The 20,704-nt window shown below is 73.4% G+C and carries 11 protein-coding genes; 2 read left to right on the top strand and 9 right to left on the bottom strand.

Going from position 1 to position 20,704, the window contains the following annotated elements:
* Positions 1-7 precede the first annotated feature (7 nt).
* From fxsT to ACFYYW_RS03065, 5 genes are all read right to left on the bottom strand, one after another.
* Positions 8-4,339 carry an FxSxx-COOH system tetratricopeptide repeat protein gene (gene fxsT, locus ACFYYW_RS03085; RefSeq protein WP_387644409.1) on the bottom strand — a complete coding sequence of 1,444 codons (4,332 nt, stop codon included), beginning with the start codon at positions 4,337-4,339 and terminating at the stop codon, positions 8-10.
* 7 nt (positions 4,340-4,346) lie between these two features.
* Positions 4,347-5,453 (bottom strand): AAA family ATPase, encoded by a 1,107-nt coding sequence (locus tag ACFYYW_RS03080; protein WP_387644406.1) that lies wholly within the window; start codon positions 5,451-5,453, stop codon positions 4,347-4,349.
* The gene (locus ACFYYW_RS03075) at positions 5,450-6,925 is read right to left on the bottom strand and encodes a hypothetical protein (protein ID WP_387644404.1); all 1,476 of its coding nucleotides are present in this window, start codon (positions 6,923-6,925) and stop codon (positions 5,450-5,452) included. The genes ACFYYW_RS03080 and ACFYYW_RS03075 overlap by 4 nt, the downstream gene beginning before the upstream one ends.
* Entirely contained in the window at positions 6,922-7,914 is a 993-nt protein-coding gene (locus ACFYYW_RS03070; protein WP_352327228.1) for a trypsin-like peptidase domain-containing protein, read from the bottom strand. The genes ACFYYW_RS03075 and ACFYYW_RS03070 overlap by 4 nt, the downstream gene beginning before the upstream one ends.
* A gap of 103 nt (positions 7,915-8,017) precedes the next feature.
* Positions 8,018-8,356 (bottom strand): CU044_2847 family protein, encoded by a 339-nt coding sequence (locus ACFYYW_RS03065; protein WP_364389571.1) that lies wholly within the window; start codon positions 8,354-8,356, stop codon positions 8,018-8,020.
* Between the two features lie 344 nt (positions 8,357-8,700).
* On the opposite strand from ACFYYW_RS03065, the gene ACFYYW_RS03060 reads away from it, so the two are divergent.
* Positions 8,701-8,958 (top strand): hypothetical protein, encoded by a 258-nt coding sequence (locus ACFYYW_RS03060; RefSeq protein ID WP_364417531.1) that lies wholly within the window; start codon positions 8,701-8,703, stop codon positions 8,956-8,958.
* Positions 8,959-9,189: 231 nt separating this feature from the next.
* Here the strand turns inward: ACFYYW_RS03060 and ACFYYW_RS03055 are convergent, their stop codons facing one another.
* Entirely contained in the window at positions 9,190-9,516 is a 327-nt protein-coding gene (locus tag ACFYYW_RS03055) for a hypothetical protein (protein ID WP_387644401.1), read from the bottom strand.
* 129 nt (positions 9,517-9,645) lie between these two features.
* A complete protein-coding gene (locus ACFYYW_RS03050) occupies positions 9,646-11,637 on the bottom strand; it encodes an acyltransferase domain-containing protein (RefSeq protein ID WP_387644399.1) in 1,992 nt (663 codons plus the stop codon).
* A 344-nt stretch (positions 11,638-11,981) separates the two neighbouring features.
* Between ACFYYW_RS03050 and ACFYYW_RS03045 the strand changes: the two genes are divergently transcribed.
* Positions 11,982-12,812: a helix-turn-helix domain-containing protein gene (locus ACFYYW_RS03045; protein ID WP_352327233.1), complete on the top strand. Its 831-nt coding sequence runs from the start codon at positions 11,982-11,984 to the stop codon at positions 12,810-12,812.
* Between the two features lie 121 nt (positions 12,813-12,933).
* Here ACFYYW_RS03045 and ACFYYW_RS03040 read toward each other — a convergent pair whose 3' ends face one another.
* A complete protein-coding gene (locus ACFYYW_RS03040) occupies positions 12,934-17,202 on the bottom strand; it encodes a hypothetical protein (RefSeq protein ID WP_387644396.1) in 4,269 nt (1,422 codons plus the stop codon).
* A 1-nt stretch (position 17,203) separates the two neighbouring features.
* Positions 17,204-20,698, bottom strand: a complete 3,495-nt coding sequence (locus ACFYYW_RS03035) for a hypothetical protein (protein ID WP_387644394.1) — start codon at positions 20,696-20,698, stop codon at positions 17,204-17,206.
* Positions 20,699-20,704 lie beyond the last annotated feature (6 nt).

The following is a 20,704-nucleotide window of genomic DNA, read 5'->3' as shown; positions in this document are numbered from 1 at the left end:
GACCGCCTCAGATGCTGAGCAGGTCGATGTCGCAGTTGGCCCTGACGCCGTTCTCCATGTCGACCGTGGCGGGGTGTTCCACGCCGTGGACCTTGTGGAACAACCGCAGCGTCTTGCTCTGCAGTTCCTTGGCCTCGTTGGTCAGGCCAAGGCTCTGCATGTCCAGGCCCAGGTTCGCCATGACGGCCAGGGTCGCGGAGTGCCGCTCCCCCCGCGCGCGGGTGCTCAGCTCCAGGACCTCGGTGTCGATGTCGTAGGCCTCCTGGAAGCGACCCATCGCGAAATGGTCGCTGGCCAGGTTGGTCCGGGCCAGCAAGGTGCGCGGATGGTCGGCCCGCAGGACCTCGCCGAGGCCCTCGACGGCCGTGCTGTCCAGCTCGAACGCCTCGTCGAGCCGGCCGAGCAGCCGCAGCGTCACGGCGAGGTTCGTCTGGGTGGCGAACGTGTGGGGGTGCCGGGGGCCGAGCAGCGCGCCGCACTGCTCCATCGTCTCCCGGCCGAGCTCGGCCGCCCCCGCGAGGTCGCCGGTCTGGCGCAGGTCGGTGGCATGGTTCAGGGCCGCCCGGACCGTGTCGAGCGACCTGCCTCCCTGCACCTGCTGCAGGAGTTCGAGCACCTGGAGCGAGAGCTCGAACGCGCCTTGGTGGTCGCCCGTCTTGCGTCGCGTCACCGAGAGCTCGCGGGCGACCCAGATGGTCAGCGAGTGGTCTTCGCCCAGCAGCCGCACCGCCCGGTCACGCAGCTTCTCCTGTCCTTCCAGCGCCGCCTGGAAGCGGCCGAGCTCCTGCTGGTCGATGTGGAGGGAGTGCAGGCTGTTGAGCGTCTGCCGGTGGTCGTCGCCGAGCACCTCCACCAGCCGCTGGTGGGTGTCCTCGTCCAGCCGGTAGGCCTCCTCGAAGTCACCGGCCAGACGCAGGCTGACGGCGTAGTTGTGGGCCGCCTGCAGGGTGCCGGGATCGTCGGCGTCGAACTCGCGCAGCGTGGTCTCGTAGGCGGCCTGGTCGAGCTCGCGGGCCCGGTAGAAGTCGCCGCGCAGGCGCAGCAGGATCGCCAGCACGCTCAGCGCGCGCTGGGTGTTCTCGTTGCGCTCGCCCAGCACCCGGCGGCAGCGCTCGACCAGTTCCGACTGGAGCTTGTAGGCGTCGCCGTGGCGGCCCTGCCAGCGCAGCGCCTCGGCGCGCACCTGGTCGACCTGGATCACGTGCTCGTGGTCGTCGCCGAGCACTCGTCGCCAGATCCTGGCGGCCTCCTCGGCCAGTTCGAGCGCCTCGGCGTAGTCGCTGCGGGCCAGCAGGAAGCGGGCCTCGTTGAGGACGAGCTGGCGGGTCCAGGGGTCCTCGCACTCCACCATGGTGGTGGCCCGCACGTGCGGCAGCAGCGCGGAGTACCGGGCCCATTCGCTCGGCCGCTGCGGGTTCCTGGGGTCGGCGTTGGCCAGGATCTCGTGGGCGCAGTGCCGCATCTCCGCGCGTTCCTGCGGGTTCATCTGCTCGATGAGCACGCGCTGCACCAGGCGGTGCACCTGGATGGTGGAATTGCGATGGTCGATGCGGGCCAGGGCGTAACGGCCGATCTCGCGGACGGCCTGGGAGAGCTTGATCGGGTCGTCGAGCGCGGCCCGCAGCGCCGGCGGAGCGCTGATCCCGCGGACGGCCGAGAAGAAGTCGCGGTCGATCGGCTCGGGCGCGAAGAACGCGCAGCACTGCAGCAGTTGCAGCGCCGCCGGATAATCCTCCCGCAGCCGGTCGAGGGAGACGTTCCAGGCCGCCGCGACCGGCAGGTCGTAGTCGGCCGGCGGGGCCACTTCCAGCAGCTCGGCGCATTTGGTCTCGAAGAGTTCGAGATATTGGTGCGCGGGCATCCCCGTCTCGGCCAGCCACACCGCGGCCTGTTCGACGGCCAGCGGAAGGTCTCCCAGGGCCTCTGCCAAACTGTCGGCCGCCTCGTGCGGAATCTGCGGGCTGCGCCGCTTGATAAGCGAGATGCTCTCCGACCGGGAGAAAACATCAACCTCAAGAGAGCTGGCCATGGTCGACCATTGAGAGTTACGAGAGGTTACCATCACACGCCCGGGTCCGTCGTTGGGAAAGAATTTCCTGACCTCGCCCGGATTCTCGGCGTTGTCAAAGACCAGAAGCCAGTTGGAGTAGGGCCGACCCACCCGCAAGGCTTCCAGCACCGCCGGAACGGCACTGCGGTCGGCTCCCGCCTGCAGTCCCATTTGCTCACCGAGCTCGATTAGGGACTGTACTATCGAGTTTGTCTGTTCCGCGGGAATCCACCAGATGAGCTGATAATCTTTGCTGTTTCTGTATACGTATTCGATGGCGATCTGAGACTTCCCCACACCGCCCATACCGTGCAGCGCCTCGGGCAGGACCGCGGTGGTCGCCTCACTGGCGAGCCGCCGCCCGAGTTCGGTGAGCAACTCTTCCCGGCCGGTGAAGTTGCGATTGCGCAAGGGCAGATTAGAACCGATCCGCCGCGGCCCTTGTTGGGATTCTTCGTGATGAACCGGCGACGCAATCTTGGATGAACCAGACACAAGACCTCCCAGGGAAGCCGGAGATAGCTCTCCTTGATCAGACGGAGAAGAGCTAGGACTAAGAGTATCTGAACTATTACCTACCGTAGCCATCGCGGGCAGCCCGTCTTCATCCGGTACCGGTTCCGCCCGCGCTCGCTCCTCGGCCAGCAGCCCGCGCAGACGGTTGGCCCGGGCCAGGTAGGGTCCGGACAGCGCCGAAAGAGCCGTCCAGAGCGTCCGGATGAAGGGCTGGGTCCTCCCGGTGACGGGCGGGTCGGGGGCGTCGGTCTGCCAGGCGACCAGGGCGGCCCCGTTGGCGATCAGCGCCTCCAGGCGTGGCCCCAGACATCGCGACACCTCCTTGAGCACGCTGAGCGTCTCCGCCCGCGTGCTCTTCCCGAGCAGTTCCTCGCGGACCCCCTCGGGAAAGTCGAAGGTCACCTGTCCGGCGTCCTCCATGTCCGCGTCCCGGCCGGAACGGCGGAGCAGGCCGAACAGCATGATCTCCGCGAGGTTCCAGAGCTGGGCATGCGGGCTCATGGCCTGGATCACACGGAGGACGAACAGGTTGAGCGGGGCCGCGGCCAGCCTCTTGGCCAGTCCGGCCGCCGCGGGGGTGGCCCGCGACATGAACCGTTCGACCACCTGGCGGGCGTCGCCGTGCACGGGCGCGGCGACCGGATCGTGCGGGCCGGCGCGTCCGTTCAGGTCGCCCTGGGGCGAGGTGAGCAGCACGGCCATGTCATGGCGGCCGCCCTTGCCCACCAGCTTCGACCAGCGGCCGAGCGAGCCGGGCGTCAGCTCCATCAGCGGCACGGGCACGGGGGCGTGCGGCGGCACCCTGGACGGCTCGCTCAGCCACGAGGAGAAGGCCCTGATCTCGCGTATCTTGAGCAGCCGGTTGGGCAGTGCCGGGCCGTGGGCGTCCAGCCCGGCCCCCACGGCGGTGGGGAAGGTGAACTCCCACACCTCCTGCGGCATCAGGCTGAGCGCGGCCGCCGGCGAGGTCACCGCGACGGAGTGGAGGAAGGCCGCGGCGTCCCCGGTGCGCCAGCCTCTGGACAGGCCGTCGGTGAGCACCAGCACGAGCTGGTTCGGCCCGAGCTCGCCGACACCGCGCGGCGGGCCGCCGCGCCGCCGCGCCCAGGCGCCGGCCTCCGCGATGTCGAGGGAGATCGCGGTGATGTGGCGGAAGGCCGCCGTCTGCTCCATCAGCCCGCGGAACTGGCGGACCAGGTCCTCCCAGAGCACCATCGAGGGGTGGGCGTCCACGACGAGCACGAGGGACAGCAGCCGTTCGGCGGCGGGCCGGCACGCCGGCAGCCACAACCGGTCGGCGGCGACGCGTTCCGCCGTCGCCTCCTCGTCGAGCTCCCAGTCGTGGGGAGAGGGGCGCGACAACCTCAACGGCTTGAAGGCCAGCCCCAGCGCGTGGCCCCCCGGCAGCGCGGTCCGGCCGCCCGTGGAGCGCCGCGGCGGCGCGGGCGGCGTCCGGTCAGGCCCGGCGCCCTGTCCGAGCGCGGTTTCGTACGGCGGGTCGTCCGGGCCGGGCTCCCGGGTCTCCTCCTCGGCGTCGTCGCCGGGCGTCGTGGGGGAGGGAACGCGGGGCGGGTCCTCCCCTGCGGCCTCGTCCTGGGGTCTCCCGGCCGGCGGGGTGCTCGCGCCGCCGTCGGGCGCCGGGTCCGGACGGCGGGGCGCCGGGACGTCCCGGCGGCGGCTGGGCGCGGCGGCGTCCTGGTAGGCGGCCAGATACAGCGCGTCCCGGAGCTCCAACCACGACGGTTCGGGTGGTTGATCGGCTGACGGGGTCATCGTGACCTCATTCCCACGCCCGCCCGTCCAGTCGGTGCCACAACGAGTCCGCCATGTGGACGATGTCGTCCTGTTTGCCGTCGCGCCGCGAGGTCGCCAGGAACAGGGCGTTCAGCAACTGGTCGATGGACAGGCCCCCGCGCTCCCTGCTGCGCTCCAGGAAGCGGGAGATCAGCATGCCGCCCAGCTCGTCGGCCGTCTCCGGCCCGAAGTGCGCCGCGAGCATCCCGGCCAGGTCCTCGCGGGTGGGTTCGTGCAGATCGAGCAGCAGGCACCGGCGCAGGAACGCGGGCGGGAACTCGCGTTCGCTGTTGGACGTCATGATGACGATGGGGAACGCCTTGCAGGTGATGCGCCCGCCGGAGATGTCGGCCTCGCCGTCCGGGTCGTCCGTGCGGACGCGCACCGTGGGATGCCTGCGCCGCGCCCGCAGCAGCTCGGGGATCGCGTACGACCCCTCCTCGAAGACGCTGAGCAGGTCGTTGGCGAGATCGAGGTCGCTCTTGTCCAGCTCGTCGATCAGCAGCACGCGCGGCTCGGCGTAGGGCAGCAGGGCGGTCCCCAAGGGGCCGAGCTGGATGTACTCGCCGATCTCCGGTGGCGGCAGCAGGGCCTCGCCGCCGCCGTCGCGGTCGTCGGCCGTCCCGGCCCGCCACGCGGCGGTGTCCTGGACGCGGCCGATCGCGTCGTAGGCGTAGAGCCCGCCCTGCAGGGTCGAGCGGCTGGTGATGTGCCAGCGCAGCACCCGGCCGAGGCGTAACTCGCGGCTGATCCGGTAGGCGAGGCTGGACTTCCCGGTGCCGGGACGCCCGCTGACGAGCAACGGCCGGCGCAGCAGCAGCGCGGCGTTGACCATCTCGGCCTCGTGCCGCACCGCGTCGGACAGGATGCGTTCGGGCCATCGCGTGCCCAGCCGGCGCACGATCTCCGCGTCGTCCTCCGGCGGCGGCTGCAGCACGTCGCCGCCGGCGAAGGTGCGCCAGGGAGGCGGCGGCGGCAGCAGCTCGCCCAGCCGGGTGTCGCGCAGCGGCTCGCCCGTGCCGCGGTAGATCCACCAGCGGGGGCGTACGCCGAGGGCGTCGGCGGCTCCGGACGGGGTGTCGGGGTGGATCATGCGCCCTCCACCTCTGAAGAGTCGGACGGACCCCCCGCTCCGGAGGCGACCGGCATCCGGGTCGGGTCGTCCCACAGCAGAGCGACGTGCCGGCCGATCAGCGCGTCATCGTGCGTTTGCGGCCCATTGGACGCTATCCGTAGCGCCTTGACAAGACTCGGCAGGTCGCGAGTACCCTCACGGTGCTCCAGCAGCGATCTGAGTGCGGCCCGGAACGTCGCGCTGTCGGCCCCGGTCCGCGCCCAGACGATCACGGGGACGCCCACGCGCAGGGCCTCGCCCAGTTCGTCCAGCGCCGGCCCCTCCGCCGCCGGTCTCCCGGTGACCTCGCCGGGCGCGACGCTGAGGACGACGACGGCGGGCGGCGGATCGGAGAGCAGGTGGGGGCGGCCGTCCTCGGGGAACCAGTGGACGCGCCCGGCCCGCTCCTCCGAGAACGCCTTCCACCGCCTCATCCACCGGCCGTGCAGGTCGAGCCGCTCCAGCCGCTCCATGCTGCGCACGACGACCTCGTGATCCTCCCCCAGGACGCCGACGGCTCCCTGGAAGGACTCCTTCCTCCACTGCTCCACCCGCAGATGCAGCAGGTCGCGCGGCAGCACGAACTCCAGTGCCAGGTCGGACGTGGAACGGTGGGCCAGGTCGGACTCGATCTGCCTGATCAGTGTCCGCACCTCCTTCTCGGCGTGCCTCAGCGAGACGCGGCGGTCCGCGCCCCGGATCTGCCCGCCCGGATGGGTACGCTGCCAGTGGGACAGGATCGCGTCGCTGCCCTCGCCTCGTTCCAGCAGCGGACGGACCCTGATGATGAGGTAGTCAGAAGGGCTCCAGACGCTTCCCTTGACCACCGGTTCGTCGCCGGCCACCGGCTCGTCGCCGAGAGGCGCATGGGGGTCGTGCTCCGCGGCCCAGTCGAGGATCTCCAGCTGGCTGTCGGCCTCCGCGCCCATCGCCAGCAGGTCGCGCAGCACGTCGAAGCAGGGCAGGGCCGAACCGGGGCGGGCGTTCAGGGTGGCCGCGTGCAGGAACACCGTCCAGGGCTCGGTGCACCGCACGGGCGGCAGGGGCAGCCCGCACCTCTGGAGGAACAGGCAGTACTGGCGGTGGAGATCGGGGATGCGCACCCGGTCGAGCAGCGTGAAGAGCTGGTCCCACTCCTCGTTCTCCAGCAGCTCGACCTCCCAGGCGGCGGTGGCCACCCTGAGCCGCCGGATGGCCGCGGAACCGCCCTCCCACCGCTCCAGCGCCTCCACCAGCACGGCCAGGCCGGTCGGCTGCTCGGACAGCTCGTTCATCAGCTTGATGATCACGCCGCGCAGGGAGACGCCGCCCGCGACGTCGAAGCTCGCGCGGGTGCGGTCGGCGCCGAGGCTCTCGACGATGTGCCGCAGGGTCTCCGCATCCCGTAGACAGCTGACGTCGGCCACCGCGTCGACCAGGTAGCGCGGGAGGACTCGCGTGGCCACCCTCATGCGTCCTCCTCCGGTCGGGGGCCGCCGGAACAGCACACCTCGTCGAGCACTCCCAGGGACCTCAGCGCCGAGTCCGACTCGCCGCCCACGTGCAGCACCGCCGCGCGCAGCGCCGCGCAGCCGTCCTGGTGGTCGACGCACGCCTGCACGATGGCCTGAACCTGCTGACGCGGCCACGGGTGCCTGCGGACGTCGCGGCGGATGGCCGCGGGCAGCGCCTCCCTGAGCATGTCGCCCGCGTCGTGATCGATCTGCGGCACCTCCAGCAGGGCGTCGGCGAGGCGGTAGCGGTCCTGCGGGGACGGCGGGCGGCACGCGGCGGGAGCGGCGCTGCGGACGGCGGCGGCCAGCGGCGGCCAGAGCCGCACCGCGGCCTCCACGGGCAGCATCCACGCGACCTTGGCCGCCCGGTCGGTGTGCGCGGCGGTGACCAGCCCGATCACCCGCCGGGCCGCGGGATCCCACACCGCGGCGCCGCTGAAGCCGCGCTCGACGGTGGGGCCGGTGGGCCGCAGCCCGTCGAGCTGGACCCAGTCGGGGCAGGGACCGCCGGTGCCGACCAGGACGGCGGTGGCGATCAGGCCGGACATCGTGCCGCGGGGGTAGCCGATGATCGCCACCCTGCGTCCGTCGGGAGGGCCGCAGGGCAGCAGCGGCAGGGGGCCGCATCCGCGTGGCAGCGGCGGGTGCCCCGCGCGCAGGGTCAGCGCGGCGAAGTCGCCGTCGCCGTCCAGGGAGAGGCCGGACGGGGACTCCTGCAGCGGTGGCGGGGCCGACCACGCCTCAGGCGACGACCGGGCCACGGTGGTCCAGCCCCGGCCGTACAGGTCGACGGTCACCTCGCCGGGCGGTTCGCCGCCCGCGGCGGTGACCACATGGGCGCAGGTGACGACGTGCAGACCGGCCGCGCCCACCATGGTGAGCACGCCCGCCCCCCAGAGCGCGCCGTCGGGCGACAACACGCGCACCTGTCCCCGTTCGGGCCCCACGACTCGCCTCCCTGCCCCTCGTCCACACCGTCGGGGCCGCACGGCGCCGCCGCCCCTCGCACCGCCGGTCCGCACGGCGATCCCGCCTGCCGGGTGATCCGCGTCAGGCCGGATCGTCCGGCACCCGCCGCCAGGTCATGGACACCTTGAGATGGCCTTCGCCCTCGCTGTGCGCGATGACGGCGCCCACCTTCGCATTGAGCCGGACGCCGAATTCGACGTTGACTTCGTCAGGAGGGTGAGGCAAAGCTACAAGCCGGTCGAAGGTGGTGCGGGCCAGTCCGCGAATCTGGTCGAGACCGCCTTCCAAGGATCCGGCGGCCGCGGCGATCGACTCGCTCAGCCGGGACGCGGCGACGACTCCCGGTTCGTTGTCGTCGATCTCGACGTAAATATCCGCGCCATCCTCGGACTCGAAGCGGATTAACTGCATCAATGCCATCCTCTGCTGCCGCCCGCCGCCAAGGATGTCAAAGATACTCCTGCCTCAGGCGTGTCCGTAAGGAGGAAATGACACTTACTACTGTTTTGCGCATTTTGTCGGACAGAGTCCCTCGCGGCAGAACCCAAACGTAACTACAGCACCTTTATGTCCGACTCGCACCAGTTTTATCCGCGAATGAGGGTGATCTCGCTTTTGTTGGGTCTCACTCCGAACAACCGGTTCAGTCATCGATAGGCGGTATTGCGGGCGCAGGCGTCATGGCCGGATGGCACGGAGTGTGCCCGGAGAGGCACCCGTGTCGGTTTTCGTTCAAGAGGTCAAGGCCAGGGCAGTTGCGAGTCATGGACGAACAGGACAAGCTGCCCGAGGACATGCCGCCCGCCGTCGGACGGGTCAACGGGGAGAGCGACACCACCGCCGCGCGGGCGGCGGTCGAAGTGCGGGACACTCCCCGGCCGATCCCCGCCGAGCCGGTCGAGCCGCCGCCCGACCCTGAGGAGAAGGTCGCCCAGGAGCGGCGCGAGGTGGCCGAGGAGTCCCGCGAGGACTCCGGCGCGGACTCCGGCGAGGAGGAACCGGGCGCGGAGCCCACCGACTGACTCCCCATCCACCATCCCCCGCCCTGCCGGATCGTCAGGCGGGCAGGTGGGCGCGGGAGAGCTGGTATGCGCTCCAGCTCTCCCACTGCGTGAGGAACGGACCGATGCCCGCACGCCGCACGGAGAGGGCATCGGCCGATCCTGACGGTCGCCGCCGACGGCCGGCTCCGCCGGTGAAGGGCTCCTTGAGCATGGCCGAGGGCCTTCACCGGCGGTTTCCGATCTTCAGGTTCAGACGCGGCGCTCGTCGACGCCCACGGCGCCGACGCCCGTGCCGAGCCGGCCGCAGACGCCCTGGGACTGGCCCGAACGACCCGGCGGGAGGTCGACCCAGTCGCCGACGACGTCGGGCGCCCAGCCGCAGGTGATCACGGCCCGGAACCGCCAGGTCTGGCCCGTCGGGTTGCTGCACATCGCGATGCCGAGGTAGTTGTCGTTGTTGTGGACGAAGGTGTCGCAGTCGAGGACCGTGGCGGCCGACGCCGGCGTGGTGAACCCCAGCGACAGCAGGGCGACGGACCCGGCGACGACCGCCGCGACATGCCTTGTCTTGCGCAATGCCCCTCCTGAACGAATGCTTGCCTGTCACTTACCGTCATGCAGCGTACGCAAGGAGTGGCGGAGGCGGAAGGCGCGGTTTCGTCAGGAGTCGCTTCCCCGGGCGTCGGCGACAGGGAGGCGGGGTGCTCATGCCGTGTTGGTCGGCCAGGGCCACGATCGTCCGTTTCCCTGCCGCTGCTGGTCGCCGAAGGCCGGGGTGAGCTCGTACAGCAGCCGTTGCGGGCCCTGGTAGAAGGCGGCCAGCAGCGGGGGCGCCGCCTCCAGCTCGGCGGCCAGGACGTCCAGCGCGGCGGGCAGGTCGACGTCCGCGGTCGCGACCGCGACGCAGGCACAACCCGCCAGTTCGGCGGCCAGCGGCTGGATCGTCCCCGCGAACAGGCCGGCGATCGGGTGCGGCACCACCTCCTGGCGCAGTGCGTCCAGGACGAGGGCGGCGATGCTGTGCAGGTGCGGGAAGCGGGCCGCGGTGGCGAGCATCGCCTCGTGCACCGGTCCGGCGTCGGGGCCGGGCCGGGCGACCACCCGCAGGTGCCGGGGCGTCAGAGGGAGCCAGGTCCAGTCGATGGTGTCGGCGTCGGCCACCACCACGTCGTCACGATCGTCGGTCAGCGCCCGCAACGCCAGGACGTCGGCCCCGCCGCACAGCAGAAGCGTCGCCGGGGGCAACATCCGCTCGACGGACGGGAACAGCGGCGGCGCCAGTGGCGGCGCAGGGGCGAGCCGCGGCCGCACCACCTCCCCGAAATCCGCACCACCGACCATCGACCCGCCCGCCCCCTGACCGAAAGCTGAGACACCGGCCGCCCCCAACCGGCCCGCCTCCTGACCGAGAGCCGTGACGTCGGCCATCGACCGGTCCGCCTCCTGACCGAGAGGCGTGACGTCGGCCGCCCCCGACCGGCTCGGCTCCTGATCGGCGTCCCCCGGCGGGGCCGGGGCGGGCACGAGCCCCGCACCGGCCTGCGGCGACGCGACCCGTTCCGCCGCTTCGCCGCGCTGACCAAACCCTCCAAATCCGTCAGGCGGGGTTGTTTCTGTGGGGTCGTCGCGCTGGGCGGGTTCTGCGGGTTCGTCGTGCCGCGGCGGTCCGATTCGGTCGAGGAGCAGGGCAGGGCCGCCGTGCGGCGCCGGAGCCGAGGCAGGTGCCGAGCCGTTCGGCGCGGGGGTGTTCGGGGGGACGGCGGGGTGGAGCGGCTCGCCCGGCCGCCACGGGCCGCCGGCGGCGAGCGGGGACGCGGCGGTGGCGGCGGGGACGATGGCGCGGACCAGCGCGACCGCCTCCTCGCCCGCCCCGCACTCCAGGAAGACCTCCGCGCCGCGTGCGGCCAGCCCCCGGACGGCCTGGTGGAAGTGCACGGTGACGACCATGGCGTCGGCGGTGACGGCGACGGGGTCGTCGTCGGGGGTGAGCAGGCGTCCCAGCGTCGGGGAGAACACCGGCCAGCGCGCCGGAGCCGTCCTGACGCCGGGCAGGCGGCCTCTCAGCTCGGCGGCCGCGGCGGCGACCGCGGGCGTGTGGGCGGGGTGCGGGACCTGGAGCGGGGCACTCGTCCAGCCCAGATGTCCGGCGATCCGGGCCGCCTGCGGCATCAGCTCGCGCGGCCCCGACAGGACGCACCGCCGCGGCGTGTCGTCGCAGCCGACCACGAGGTGGGGATGATCGAGCAGCGCGACCAGGTGCCGGGCCTGCACGGCGGAGACGTCGAGGGACATCATCGTGCCCGGCCAGTCCAGGCCGGTCAGTGCGCGGCTGCGGGCGCAGGCCAGGCGCGCGCCGTCGCCGGCGCTCAGCACGCCGGCGGCGACCAGGGCCCACAGCTCGCCGAGGCCGTGGCCCACCAGCGCGTACGGCTGAAGCCCCTCCCGTACGAGGGTGTCGAAGGCGGCTAACGACACCGCCATCAGGGCCAGGTAGTGGCTCTCGGGGCCGGGCGGGCGGGGGGCGTCCGAGGTGAGGAGGTAGGCGCTGAGCGGGGGCGAGCCGTACTCGGCGGCGACGGCGTCGATCTCCGGCAGGAGCTCCTGGACGGCCGGCGTACGGGCGGCCAGGGGCGCCAGCACCCCGGCGGCGGGCATGGCTACGCTGCCCGGGAAGACCGCGACGACTTTGCTGCGCATGTAGTCCCTTCCTGAAGGCGGGGCTTTGCGGCACACGGGAAAGGACCGGCGAAGGACGCGTCTTCGCGAACTGTTCGGCGCCCGTCGCCGGTGTCCGTCCGGCCGAACGACTGATACCGCTCGCACACGATAAGTAGTCGTGTCATTGCGACACGTCACCCTATCGACGGAGAAACTCGCCTATAGCCGTCCGCACCTCTTGCGACGCAGGCTCCGAAGTGTGCACTCGCCTCGCACCATCACTGTGTGTGATTGGTTAGTCACTTATGGCGGTCGGGATTCTGGGGAGCGCGTCCGTCCTGGTGATACGAACGGGTGGGTCAGTGCGACCCGGGGGGTGCGCGATGGAATTCTGCCCGGAAGAGCTCGGCGGCCACGGTGCCGACGGACGAGCCGGGCCCGCCGCCGGGCGCGGCGTGCTGCACGGCGCGTTCGCGGTGCTGGAGGAGCTCGCGCGGGTGGAGGAGGCCGGGCTGACGCAGCTCGCCGTGGCCACCGGCCTGCCCAAGGCGACCGCCCACCGGTTGTTGTGCCGGCTCACCGACCTCGGCCTGGTTCACCGCGAGGACGGCCGCTACCGCATCGGCACGCGGATGTTCCGCTGGGGTCAGCGCTGGTCACCGGCCCAGGTGCTGAGCACGGCCGCCGTGCGGCCGCTGCGCCGGCTGGCCGCCGCCGGATGCGCGGTGACCATCGCGGTCAGGGACGGCGACGACGTCATCGTCGTCTCGGGCATCGGCGACCCGGCCGTGGACGAGGTCTTCCGCATGCGTCCCGGCCTGGTGCTGCCGGCGGCCAGCGCCGCGGAGGTCGTGCTGGCGGTGGGCAACCCGGCGTCGGGCCGCCGTCCTGACCCCGGCTGGAGCCTGCCGGAGGGGCACTCCCCCGCCGAGTGGGCGCGGCGGGTCGGCGACGCCCGCGAACGGCGGGTGGCCTTCGACTTCGAGGCGGCCCTGCCGCCCCTGGGATGTGTGGCCGCCCCCGTCCGCGCGCCGACGGGGGCCGTGGTGGCCGCGGCGGCCGTCGTGGTGGTCGGCACGTCCCGGCTGCCCTTGCTGGCCGACGCCGTGCGCGAGACGGCGGCGTGCATCAGCGCCAATCTGGCCCGGGTGCCGGGAGCGGGCCGCGCCCTGAGCCTGCTGGCCGCCCCGGAAGCCCCGCCACGCGACCGCTGAGCCCCGGCCCAAGGCCGTACCCGGCCCAAGGCTGTAGGAGGCCGCCCGCCGTCCCAAGGCCGTCCGAAGGGGAGACCGGCGGCCGTCGCCGCCGGTCAGGGCCGGGCGGTCCGGGGAGGCGTCAGGCGTCGAAGTCGATGACCAGCCGCCCCAGCCGGGCCCGCAGCGGGACGCTGTCGGCGTGCGCGAGCCGCTCGCCCACCGGGATCCGCTGCGGCGCGCCACCCCCGGCCGCGTCGATGACGACCGTCTCGTCGGCGGTGCCGGGGTCGGTGCGGTAGCGTTCGCGCTCCTCCACCAGGAGACGGTACTGCCAGACGATGTCCAGCACCGCCGGCGGGATCACCGCCGACCACTGGTAGCCGGTCTGGGCCGCGCCGCAGGTCAGTTCGGCTCTGATCGGCGTGTCCGTCCAGTCCAGCTCTTCGGCGCTGGTGAAGGGCCGCCGCTGGACGGTCGCGGTCACGCGGTGGCTCGCCGCGACCCCGGGCAGCCCGGCACCGGCCTGCGCGCCGAGCTCGGTGGCGGCGGCGGGCCCGGCGAGGACGACACGCAATCCCCCGCCGGACACCTCCTCGACCGTCAGCGTCCGGCGCGGCACGAGCTGCGCGAACTCCGCCTGCACCACCGGCGACAACTCCAGCCCCGTCAGCGCGTGCGGCTGGTAGCGGGCCAGGGCCAGGCGCAGGTACGGGAAGCAGGCCGACGCCTGCCCGGCCGCGCCCAGGTCCACGTCCACGTCGGCGAACCACAGGCGCTTGGCCGCGTCGTACGACGGCTCGTACGCCACGACCGCCCCCGTCAGCTCGCGGCCCTCCCCGGACTCGGCCAGCCGCAGCCCGACGGCGGTGACGGGGCCGGGGAAGTTGCCGGGTGCGGGCGGGGGCAGCACGGTCGCGTCCGACCAGACGGGATCGGTGCCCCACCGGGTCGCCAGCCGGCCGGGCAGCGCGTCGCCCCCGGGCGGGTCGAGCACGACCGCCAGCAACTCGTCGTCGCCGGAGGAGAACCACGGCCGGTCCAGGTGGACCCGGACGCCGGCCCCGTCGCGCACCGACACGAAACGCCGCTCGCGGCGGTCCTGCTGCCGGGTCCACCGGAAGGTGGGCAGCAGGTACGACGGTTTCGGCGGCTCCGGCCGCCTGCTCGCGGGCACCGGCCAGCCCCGCCCGGACGGCCCGGCGCTCGGCTCGCCGGCGCTGGTGACCAGGCCAGGATCGGCGGTGATCGACGGGTGGAAGTACTCGCGGAACCGGGTGGTGGCGGTCGGCCGGTAGGCGACGTTGCGGTGCAGCGTGTCGCCGAAGTCGTGGCGGAGCGAGGTGGCCGAGTGCGGCAGGCGCACCTCGTCGCGGTCGGCGTAGGCCAGCTCGACCCGGCCGACGTGGGCGTGCTCCCTGATCCGGCGGGGGGCCGGTTCGGTGACGTCGTCGATCCAGCGCGTCCAGGTGGCGTCGATGTCGACGTGCCCGGTGCTGCGCGGGTGCGCGCGCAGGACGCCGCCCAGGTCGGCGAAGGTCTGTTCGGGGTCGCGGGCGAAGTCCAGCCCGGCGAGCGCGGGCGGCGACAGCGGGCGTTCGACGGCGTGCACGAGGCGCAGCTCCGTGTACGGGGTGAGCAGCCAGTTCAGCCCGGCGACGGTCTCCTCGGCGATCAGCTCCCGTTCGGCGTCGGTCAGGTCGCGCCAGAAGTCCGAGACGAGCAGGCGCTGCCAGACGGGCAGCAGGGCGAGGTCGGCCGCGGTGAGCCGGCAGCTGAGCCGTACGGTCGCCGTCTCGGCCTTGGGCAGGTGGACGGTGAGCCGGCGCGGGACGTCCTGCCATCGCGGCGGCCCGTCCCCCTCCTCGATCCGCAGGGTGAACGGCGCCGCGTCCGGCCAGGCGTCGTGGAAGCCGTCGTAGAAGGAGACGGGATGAAGGGGCGGCGCGCCCGGCAGGCCGTACAGCGTGACGCCCCTGGCCAGGACGTCGGGCAGGTACGGCAGGATCAGCTCGGCGGCGGTGTGCACGACGAACTCGCCCCGCTTCAGCCCGGCGCCGCGCGCCACGGGCAGCCGGGTGACCGGCTCGGGGTCGGCGGCGTCGTGCTTGGCGACCGCGATCTCGCCGAAGAACAGCAGGTCGCGGGTGCGGCGCGGGTCGTCGGCGTAGCTCACCACGGTGTCGAGGAACGTGCCGGACTCGCGCGCGGCGGCCGTGAAGAACCTTCTGCGCACCTCCTGCGGCCGGTCGCCGCCGATGGCGTCGTCGAAGCGGCCGTGCCGCTCGGCCATCTGCAGCGACGTCTTGGGCGGGGCGACGAACCGCTCGTCGTAGTAGACGTACCGGCGGCTCAGGCCGTCGGCGGCGGGCGGGTGGTCGGTGTGGCCGGGGACGTCCTGGCGGTCGAGGGCCCACTCCCAGGCGGGCACGTCGCGTCCGTCGGCCGTGACGGTGCTCCGGATGACCAGGCACTGGCTGGACTCGCCCTCGTTGAACGGCTTGCGCTCGACGATCACCGGCGGCGGCACCGGCTCCCACCGCGAGTACGTGATCGCCCGCGACAACGCGGACGCGGGCGCCTGCGCCTCCGGGTCCAGGGCGTTGCCCGCCAGGTCCACGACGCGGGCCCGCAGCCGGTAGGTGCGCCCGTACCGGAGCGCCGGCAGCGAGCCGGGCACCGGCGTGAACTTGGTGTCGAGCGGGAAGTTCGCGTCCACCTCCGGATCGGCGACGACCGGCCGGCCGAACCTGTCCAGCGTGCGGCCGGGCAGCGGGGCGGCCAGGCTCCAGCCGTCCCAGCCGAACAGCGCCTGGTGCACGTACAGCTCGTCGGTCCTGGTCGCGTCGCGGGTGACGGCGCTGGCCCGGACTGCGCCCTCGTCGTCGGCGATCCCCTCGATCCAGTACGGCGGCTGCCCGCCGCGGCGGATGAGGTAGGAGCCCCGGCGGCGGCACAGGGAGAGCCAGCCGGCGACCGCGCCGTCCGGACCGACGACCCCGGCGTCCACCCGGAACCCGCGGACCAGGTGCCCGGCGTGCAGCTCGGGCACCTGGTCGGCCGGTCCCCGCTGGTGGGCGGCGTCGTCGCCGATCTGGGCGGCCAGCCAGGCGTCCCGTCCGCGGTGGAAGACGGTGAGCCCGGCGCCCTGGAGCGCCGTCGTGCCGGTGCCCAGGTGCTGGGCGCTCGGCTGGCCGCTCGGCCCGCTCAGCCCGTGCATGCGCTCGATCAGCGCGGTGAAGTCGGCCGCCTTGATGGCCGAGCCGTCGATGTCGGCGTCGGTGACCGTCCAGTCGTCGCCGCCCAGGCCGAGCCAGCCGCCCTGGACGGGGTGCCCCGGCGGCGACGCGGCGGTGAAGCGCTCCCCCGGCGCGAAGTCGTAGAGCGTCCACGGCCGCAGCCGGTCGGTGTCGAACGGCGGTGGCACGTCCTCGAACGCCACCCGCAGCCGTCCGGCGGCGGCGAGCCCCGGCGGCACGGGGACGACGAGGTCGAGGACGAGCCCGAGCCGGCGGCACAGCTCCGGATAGTCGGCCAGGAAGCCGCAGACGCCGTGGAACTCCACGTCGGGCGGCTCCGGCCGGGCCCCGCCGGCCGCCGCGCCCGCCGGGCCGCCGCCGTCGCCGGGGGGTTTGGGCCGGTCGTAGAACCTGACGGCCTCGGCCAGCGCGAACCTCGTCTCGTCGCTGCGGTAGGCCTCGCTCGTCCGGTCGAGGGTGGCCGGGCCGGAGTCGGCGGCGGCGCGGACGCCCCCGCCGATCATGCCGTCGATGGCCCGGTAGGCGGCCTGGGGGTCGCCGCTGAACCTGCTCATCTCGCCGACCACCGGGAGCTCGCGGACCAGACCGGTGTACGGCTGACGCCAGGGCCGTCGCAGGGGGCCGTCCCCGCGCCGGCCGAGGGCGGCCTCGCCGCTTCCCGGAGGCGTGAGGCGGTCGCTGATCACGGCCTGGCCGATCTGGTCGTACAGCGTGGCGATGCGCTCGTGGACCAGCGCCGCGGGGAACGACCGCAACACCCGCACGCCCGGCGAACCGGCCACGACCGCCGCGCCGAGGGCGCCGGCGGCGGCCAGGGAGCGCGACCGCACCGGCGAGGCGGCCGGGAAGAGTCTGCCCCACAGGTCGGAGTCGGGGGCGGGGGATCGCGGGTCGGGGTGTGGGACGACCGGGGCCGCGTGGCCGTCCCACACGATTCGCAGGGCCGGCAGGACGGTCTCGCGCAACGTCCCCGGCCAGTCGGTGAACTCCGCGACGTCGTCGAGCCGGCCGCGCGGCGCCTCCAGCCGGGGCCCGACGGCCACCGACAACCGGACCTCGCCCGGTCCGGCCACCCCGGCCGGCAACGCCGTCCACAGAACCTTGAACGTGCCCATGCGCTCCCCCGTACTCTGTCCGGTCCGTTCGCTCATGTCAGGCCACCTCCGCGAAGGCGCCGCAGTACTCGGCGACCGGGTCTCGTCGCGCGCCGGTGACCGGATCCCGGTACGGCGCCATCATCTGGGCGAAGGTGGCCGCGGAACCGGCCGTCTCGCCGCCGTCCACGACCGCGCCCGCGGCGAGCTCCGCGGCGGCGGCCAGTGACCGGGCGCCGCCGAACCGCTTCTCGCAGCTGATCTCGACGGACTCCTCGAAGAACCCGATCTCGATGGTGATCGTGATCCGCGCCCGGCCGACCGCGTCGCCGCCCTCGTACCCCAGCTCCAGGTAGAGCTCGATCGAGGCGGAGACCAGGCCGAGGACGTCCACCTCGCCGCGGGCGCGGAAGTAGCCGAACAGGACGGCCTGCCCGGTCGCGGCGTCGAGGTGGAAGTAGATCCCGGCCATCACCGACACGCTGCCGCTGGCCACCCCGAAGTCGACGGACGCCGCGGCCCCGAACTCCAGGCCGGCGTCCAGCGCGCGGACCCCGTCGGGCGACAGCACGATCCCGAACCAGCCGCCGCCGCCGAACAGCGAGACGGTGAGCCGGAACGGCGCGTCCCTGCGGCAGAACGCGAACCCGATCTCCAGCGGCCGGGTGCCCGCGAACGGCAGGTCCAGGTAGGCGTTGAGAGAGATGTTCTCCAGGCTGAAGACGCCGATCGCCAGGTTCGGCAGCGGCATCCCGTACCTGGCCAGCACGCCGCGCGGGGAGACGTCGAGCGTCGGCGGGTCGCTGAACCCGTCGAGCGGGATGATCCGGCGCAGCGTCTCGACGAACGACAGCGCCCCGATGAACTCGACGTCGCGGAACGCCACCTCGACGTCGGGCTTCTCGCCGGCCCGCATGGTGAACCTGATCCGCCGGAAGTCCAGCCGCATCGCCTCCAGCACGCCCGGCAGCAGCACCAGGTCGAACTCCTCCAGCGTGCAGGTCACGTCGGCGGCCGGAGGCGTGTCCGGCCGCAGCCCGGCGCGCAGGTCGACGACCACGGAGAAGCGGCCCTTGCGCGCCGGGTCGCCGTGGCCGTCGTGCGGGACGAAGATCGGCTGGTCGCCCTCGCGCAACGACCAGGGCTGGATGTCGGGCGTCCACTCCAGCCGGGCGGCGACGGACTCCGGCAGCCGCAGGCCGGCTCCGGCGCTCTCGATCGCCCGCCGCAGCGGCAGCACCCCGGCGGGGGCGTCGTCCCAGATGGCGAGGGCCTGTCGCAGGTGGCCGAGCAGCGTGACGACGGCGTGGTCCACGTCGGCGGGAAGGCCGGCGCCGAGCGCGTCGAGGGCGGCGCTGAAGTCGCGGAAGGCCGCGTCCACCCGGCCGAGGTCGGCCGTTCCCGCGATGAACGCCTCGACGGCGGCGGCGAGGGTCAGCGCGGTGGTCCGTACCCGCTCGGCCGCGGCGGCCACCGCCGGGAAGCGGGCGGCCACGTCGGCGAGCCGGCGTTCGGCGCGGCGCAGGTCGGTGAGGAAGGCGGTGGCGGCGTTGAGGGTCTGCGTGACGAACCGCGGCGCCTTCAGCTCCTCGTCCAGGCCGGCGGCCTTGACCAGGGCGGACAGCGGGATGACGCCGAACAGCTTCGCGCCGATCGCGTCGAAGAAGTCCGAGGGCCGGAAGGTGCCGTCGGCGACCGTGCCGAGCGGGTCGGCCGCCGCGGCGGACGTGCCGGCGGGCGTTCCGGCGGCGGGCGTTCGGGCGGCGCTGACCGGGCCGGTCAGCCGGGACAGGCCCGCGACGGTGAACGTGGGCGCGGCCAGGCCGCCGGCGCGGTCCCGCTGGTCGTCGAAGTCCATGACCAGCGGGGACGTGCCGCTGACCAGCTCCAGGAACACCTCGCCGGGGTTGACGGGGTCGCCGGGCCGGTCGGGCGTCCGGTCGAAGGCGGCCAGCCGGTAGCGCCGGGCGTACCGGACCGGGCGGGGCCCGGACGCGCCGGTGAGCCTGCTGACGGCCGGAACCACCGCCGACGCCCAGCGCAGCACCGGCAGGAAGCCGGGGATCCGCTGGTGGAGCTGGTCGTCGCGGTCCGTCGGCAGGGCCGTCCCCCAGACGAGGGTCGCGGCCTCGACGGTGGTGTCGTCGGGCGCGGCGGGCGCGGCGACGGCGACCCGGGCTCCGTGCAGGGCGGCGCTCAGCCGGTCCGGCGGCGCCTCCGCCGGACCGGGGTCCAGGGCGTTGTACGCCGCTGCCGCCGCCACCAGGTCGGCGCCCTTGTTGAAGTTCTCGGTGAGGAACAGCAGCGGGGTGCTGAACTCGGTCACCCGTCCGGCCAGGTCGGTCGCGCGCACCTTGAACAGGAACGGGTCCTGGTCGCGGACGGCGGGGAAGAAGGCGTGCTGCCCTTCGCCCACCGGCAGGACGTCGGCGGGCGGCGAGAGGTCGGGGGTGACCAGGGTCAGCAGTTCGACGCGCCGGAACGGGAACTGGGCGTCGAGCCGTTCGCCGTCGGCGTCGCGGCGGGCCGCGCCGGGCGGGAAGTCCCTGACCGGTTCGCGGCAGGTGATGAAGATGCGCTGGGCCAGGTAGGCGGGATGTTCCGGGCGGTCAGGGTCGAACTTCCGCTCGGTCACCTTCACCAGGTCCGCGCGGTGCCCGAAGGGGCACAGATAGCCCGAGTAGAGCACCCGTACGTAGTGGTCGCGGCCCATGGCCGCGCGGTGCCGCCACTGGCTGACGTTCGTGATCGCCGGGCGGGGGTCCCAGCTGCCGAGGGCGTCGAGCCAGCCGCCGAGGGCGGACAGGATCAGGTGGCCGACCTCGACGGGCACCGGCACGTACGGCTGGTGCCCCGGCTCGGTGAACAGCCCGCGGTCGCTGGTGAGGTGGACGAGCGCGGCCCGGTCGGCGGGCGTCAATGACGTGGGAAGCGGGTCGGGCGGCGGATCGACCGGCGTGTCGCCGGGGAAGTCCCTGGTCCACACGGCCCTGGCCCGTGTGTCGCGCAGCCGCGTGTGCCACAGCTCCACCCGGTCCGCGTCGTCTGCGGGGGCCGTGCGGTGCGTCCAGCGCACGTCGGGGGGCGGGGACAGCAGCAGCCGGTACGGCAGCTCGATCGCGGTCCGCGGATCCCCCTCCGGGTCGCGCAGCGGGTCGGCCTGGCCCTGGTCGCCCACCGTGCGCAGCGGCAGCCGTCTCATGGCCGCCAGCAGGCCCGCGGCGGTGTACGGCACCTCGTCCTCGGGCCCCACGACGAAGACGAGCGTGCTGCGCCCGCTGATCCGGGAGACGACGGGAGGCGCCGGATGGGGCTGCACCGGGACGGGATCGGGCAGCCCGGCCCCGGCCGATTCGAAGAACGCCTGCTCCACGATGTGCTGGGCGGCGAACGTGACGACGATCAGCCCCTCGCGCTCCGGCACGGTCCTGACCAGGATCCGGCCGGCCGCCGGGCGCTTGAACGACAGGCCGGGAAAACCGAAGCGCAGATCCGCCAGGTCGGCGGTGCGGACCAGGCGGACCTGCTCCGGCTCCTCCGCGGGACCGGTCAAGGCTTC

The organism is Nonomuraea sp. NPDC001831, assembly GCF_042892035.1.
In the GTDB taxonomy this organism is placed as follows: Bacteria; Actinomycetota; Actinomycetes; order Streptosporangiales; family Streptosporangiaceae; genus Nonomuraea.
This window is presented reverse-complemented; position numbering and strand designations above follow the sequence as displayed.

What these genes read in the sequence shown, in the direction of transcription:
- ACFYYW_RS03045 (WP_352327233.1), top strand. Translation starts at nt 11,982, where the DNA reads ATGGAATTCTGCCCGGAAGAGCTCGGCGGCCACGGTGCCGACGGACGA.
- ACFYYW_RS03065 (WP_364389571.1), bottom strand. Translation starts at nt 8,356, where the DNA reads ATGGCATTGATGCAGTTAATCCGCTTCGAGTCCGAGGATGGCGCGGAT.
- ACFYYW_RS03040 (WP_387644396.1), bottom strand. Translation starts at nt 17,202, where the DNA reads ATGAGCGAACGGACCGGACAGAGTACGGGGGAGCGCATGGGCACGTTC.
- ACFYYW_RS03060 (WP_364417531.1), top strand. Translation starts at nt 8,701, where the DNA reads ATGGACGAACAGGACAAGCTGCCCGAGGACATGCCGCCCGCCGTCGGA.
- ACFYYW_RS03080 (WP_387644406.1), bottom strand. Translation starts at nt 5,453, where the DNA reads ATGATCCACCCCGACACCCCGTCCGGAGCCGCCGACGCCCTCGGCGTA.
- fxsT (WP_387644409.1), bottom strand. Translation starts at nt 4,339, where the DNA reads ATGACCCCGTCAGCCGATCAACCACCCGAACCGTCGTGGTTGGAGCTC.
- ACFYYW_RS03050 (WP_387644399.1), bottom strand. Translation starts at nt 11,637, where the DNA reads ATGCGCAGCAAAGTCGTCGCGGTCTTCCCGGGCAGCGTAGCCATGCCC.
- ACFYYW_RS03075 (WP_387644404.1), bottom strand. Translation starts at nt 6,925, where the DNA reads ATGAGGGTGGCCACGCGAGTCCTCCCGCGCTACCTGGTCGACGCGGTG.